Origin of the sequence: Clostridium sp. (genome assembly GCF_016650095.1) — a bacterium.
GTDB lineage: Bacteria > Bacillota > Clostridia > Clostridiales > Clostridiaceae > Clostridium_AD.
This window is the reverse complement of record NZ_JAENWL010000335.1, coordinates 1-4,281: the sequence shown is the minus strand read 5'-3', so window position 1 is coordinate 4,281 and position 4,281 is coordinate 1. Positions and strand designations below refer to the sequence as shown.

Here is a 4,281-nt window from a genome sequence, read left to right as displayed (position 1 = left end):
TAGGTGATAAATTGAATTTAGAAGAAAACTTTATTAAATATAAAAATATCACTTTGACTATTATTGAAACAGTTAAAGCTGAGGAATACGAGAGACTAGAAGGGAATTTTGCGCAAAGGCAGTTAATTTTGGATGATATTAGTAAAATGGGTTATTCAAAAGAGAATCTGAAGAAATTCTATTTGCAATATGAAATTGAAAATTTAGAAAAAGTATTAGATTATGAAATGAAAGTTAGAAAAGTTGATTTATTGAAAAAAATAAAACAAAACGAACAAAAACAAGTGGGAATGGCAGGATATAATAATATATCTGCTAAAGCTGTGTTTTTGAGTAAAGAAATTTAATAAAGGGAAAACACTGGAGGAGTTAATAGATTCTTTGGGTGTTTTTTTATTGCACAGTCAGTGTTTCTATGGCAATAAAGCATTTTGATTATTAGAAAAAATACTATCTCAAATTAATCTTAAAAAATATAAAATAAATTTTGTAAATACTATAAAGTATGTAATTTAGTTTACGATATAAATAGTAGAAGTTGAAAATATAAATAAGTTAATAGGATGTTAGTAAATATTTATATTAAACTTCATAAATGAAAATTGGGAATATGACGGCAGAAGGTTGCCTAAATGTTGAAAATCAACTTGATGTTTACAATGCTCTGAAAGCCTTCATATCGAAAGATGGTGAAATTCAACAAAAGAGCAACAATGACAAATTCAAAAGCAACATTTCAACAAGTTAGTATGGCTCGCAACGAGCTTAACTATAAATAACAATAGAGGACAAGGATGTCCTACTAAAATTTCAAGGAGGAATTTATTATGATAATCAATCACAACATGGGCGCAATGAATGCTAACAGGAATATGGGTATCAACGCAGGTAATGCAAACAAATCGATGGAAAAACTTTCTTCAGGTCTTAGAATTAATAAAGCAGGAGACGATGCAGCAGGTCTTGCTATATCAGAAAAGATGAGAGGACAAATTAGAGGACTTGACCAAGCTGGAGCAAATGCTCAAGATGCTATATCTTTAATAGGAACTGCAGAAGGTGCGTTAAGTGAATCTACTTCAATTCTTCAAAGAATGAGAGAGCTTGCAGTTCAAGGTTCAAGTGATACCAATACTGTTGATGACCGTGATGCAATGCAAAAGGAAGTAGGGCAGTTATCATTGGAATTAGATAGAATTGGAAACACTACTGAATTTAATACTAAAAAATTATTAAATGGTGCAGTTAGTACTAAAATTCAATCTGCTGGAACTGCTGTAAGTGGAGTTTCTACAACATCAGCAACAGTTGATGGAGTTTATGATTTAGATGTTACTTCAGAAGCAACAAAGGCTACTTTAAATAGTTCTCAAGCTATGGGAGCAACATTAGGTGTAACTGGTAAGTTAAATATTAACAATGTAGAAGTTAGTTTAGATACAGATGATACAATGAAGAATGTTTTAGATAAAATTAATCTTGTATCAGACCAAACTGGTGTTACTGCTATGGTTAGTGAAACTGGTGGACTTAAATTGGAAAGCCAAGAAATGGGAAGTGGTACAACTATACTTGCAACTGGAAGTGCTCCACTTTTGGTAGCAACAGGATTGACTGCTACTGGTGATGGTATTACAACAGCAGTTAGTGATGCAGGTACAGATGCTGCGGGACAATTAATGACTGGTCAAGATTTTACAGCTACAGGCAATACAATTACAGGTAAAACTGGTACTTCAGTTGAAGGACTAAAATTACAACTTTCAGGAAGTGAAACAGCAGCAAGTGTATCTTATAAATTTGCAACAGTAGTCGGTACTGATGCAACCATTTCTATAAATGGGAGTTCAGCTATTGCTATAAGTTCTAGTGATACTATCGATCAGGCAATTACTAGTATTAATGGTCAGAAGGATAGCACAGGAGTAACAGCAACAAAGGCTGCTAATGGTACTGATATTACGTTTACATCAAGTGCACTAGGCGAAAATTCAGCTATTGAGATTACAACCGCTGTTGGTGGAACGTCTGGTGGTATTACTACCGCTGGAGATGTTGCATTGACAAATGAATTAACGAATGGTTCTACAGGAATTGGAACAACAACAAATACGGATGGAACAGTAAGAGTTGCTAGTGATGGGAACTTAGATTTCCATATTGGTGCTAATGAAGGCCAACAATTGAGAGTAGATATAAACGATATGAGAGCATCAGCACTAGGTGGAGCAGGTACAGCTGATAAAATAGACAAAGTAGATGTTTCTACAAAAGTGGGAGCAGAGGCAGGCATAACAAATATTGATTCTGCTATCAAGTCAGTATCACAAGAAAGAGCAAAATTAGGAGCATTCTCAAATAGATTAGAGCACACAATAGCTAATTTAGGAACATCAAGTGAAAACTTAACATCAGCTGAATCAAGAATTAGAGATGTAGACATGGCTAAAGAAATGTCTACATTCTCAAAGAACAACATTCTTAATCAAGCTGCTCAAGCTATGCTTGCACAAGCTAATCAACAACCACAACAAGTTCTTGCATTATTAAGATAATTGAAGAACGTACAACAGTAATGATGGGAGTCAGGGTGAAAACTCTGGCTCTTTTTTCTAATAAGATATAAGGAGGAGGTAACCATATGGATATAGGAGCATTATCAATGATAATGAGTCAGTCAAGAGTACAAGAATCAGCTGGTATTGCAGTAATGAAGATGGCAATGAATACTGGTAAGGAAAATTCAACTACAATTACAGATATGATAAAGAATGTAGCAGTAGACAGTAATGTTGGACAGAATTTGGATACTTGGGCATAATAATGGGTGAGAAAGAGCAACTAAAGCAAGAATTGCAGCAACAGTTAGAATGGGTACAGTATAGACATAATATGCTAGGCATCATGGAGATAAAGCTACTGCATATGAAAGAAATAGCAAGCTCAGTCGTTCCTCCTTCACAAGCACCCCAGGGGTGTAAAATTTGGGAATTATACAATTGTATACAAAATTAAAGATTAGTTTAATCCTATTTTTCATGGTAAAAAAGGGGTAATCATATGGACATAGGGGCATTATCAATGATAATGAGTCAATCAAGATTACAAGAAAATGTCGGGATTGCGGTAATGAAAATGGCTATGGATACTGGAAAGGAAAATACTACTCAGATGACAGAAGTTATGAAGAATGTCGCAGTGGATACTAGTGTGGGACAGAACTTGAATACTAGGGCATAGAAATGAATGAAAAGGGTGAACTAAAGAAAGAATTGTAATGGGTGCATTGACAGCTACTGCAATCAAAAAAATAGAGTAACAATCTATACAGACTCATCAAACTAGGATAACTGTGACCTGAGAAAAATAGTAGATGGGAGGTAATTATATGGATATAGCAGCACTACAAAATGTAATGAGTCAACCAAAGATTCAACAACATGCTAGTACAGTAGCATTGGAAACGACTAAGGATATAGAAAAAGAGCATGGTAACCCAATTTTAGATAAGATACGTAATGATGCAATAGACGCTAATATCGGACAGAATTTAGATGCAATTGCAGATAAGCAAATGGATAAGAAGGATGAACTACATAAACAGCAACAACAGGAAATGAAGTGGGCGCGGGAAAGACAGATAATGCTTAATGTCAAAGAAACAAAGCTATTACAGATGAGATCGATAGCAGAACAAGGTAAACAGCTTAATAGTCTTACTCCACTACAACTAAGAAAATTGAATCATAGGCTAGATAAGTTAGCAGCACAGGTTAGTGCTATAGATAGTGACAGTAGAAGAATAAAAGGTGGGAAAAAATTAGAGTGAGCATTGGTGGCTATTGAATTAGCTGCTGATGCCCATTTTAACGTAGTGGATAGGGCTTTCCTATTTTTCGGAGCAAGTTCAGGCAAGCCTTCGTAAGCACCCCAGGGGTGTAAAATTTGGAAATAATAGATTATATTTAGCATCAGTAGCTACATAAATAGCGATGGTGCCTATTTTTGCCGTGGATACTAGCTCTTAAAATTGAAAAAGCTATATAATGTATAAATATATTCACAGCTGCTCTGCGGTCTAAAATTTTAAAATTTGGCAATAATCATTAATACCATAATAGGGTGGAGGTTTTGAATATGCCAACAATAAAAAGAGAATGGTATCCTGGTGCAAGCTATCATGTTACAGCAAGAGGTAATCACAGAAATGATATATTTAAAGATGAAGGAGCTTTTTTATATTATCTAACTTTAATGAAAGAAACCTTAGATTATTATACC

General features: G+C 34.5%; 7 protein-coding genes. All 7 read left to right on the top strand.

Annotated features, from left to right (window positions below):
• The coding region (locus tag JJE11_RS15685) for a hypothetical protein (protein ID WP_291637291.1) at window positions 1–347 on the top strand (347 nt) is incomplete at its 5' end.
• A gap of 248 nt (window positions 348–595) precedes the next feature.
• Window positions 596–748 (top strand): hypothetical protein, encoded by a 153-nt coding sequence (locus JJE11_RS15680; protein WP_291637289.1) that lies wholly within the window; start codon window positions 596–598, stop codon window positions 746–748.
• Between the two features lie 79 nt (window positions 749–827).
• Window positions 828–2,555, top strand: coding sequence for a flagellin (locus tag JJE11_RS15675; RefSeq protein ID WP_291637287.1), 1,728 nt, complete (start codon window positions 828–830; stop codon window positions 2,553–2,555).
• Between the two features lie 86 nt (window positions 2,556–2,641).
• Window positions 2,642–2,821 (top strand): YjfB family protein, encoded by a 180-nt coding sequence (locus JJE11_RS15670; protein WP_291637285.1) that lies wholly within the window; start codon window positions 2,642–2,644, stop codon window positions 2,819–2,821.
• A gap of 2 nt (window positions 2,822–2,823) precedes the next feature.
• The gene (locus tag JJE11_RS15665; RefSeq protein WP_291637283.1) at window positions 2,824–3,015 is read left to right on the top strand and encodes a hypothetical protein; all 192 of its coding nucleotides are present in this window, start codon (window positions 2,824–2,826) and stop codon (window positions 3,013–3,015) included.
• Window positions 3,016–3,060: 45 nt separating this feature from the next.
• Window positions 3,061–3,240: a YjfB family protein gene (locus tag JJE11_RS15660; protein ID WP_291637281.1), complete on the top strand. Its 180-nt coding sequence runs from the start codon at window positions 3,061–3,063 to the stop codon at window positions 3,238–3,240.
• 148 nt (window positions 3,241–3,388) lie between these two features.
• A complete protein-coding gene (locus JJE11_RS15655; protein WP_291637279.1) occupies window positions 3,389–3,829 on the top strand; it encodes a YjfB family protein in 441 nt (146 codons plus the stop codon).
• Window positions 3,830–4,281 lie beyond the last annotated feature (452 nt).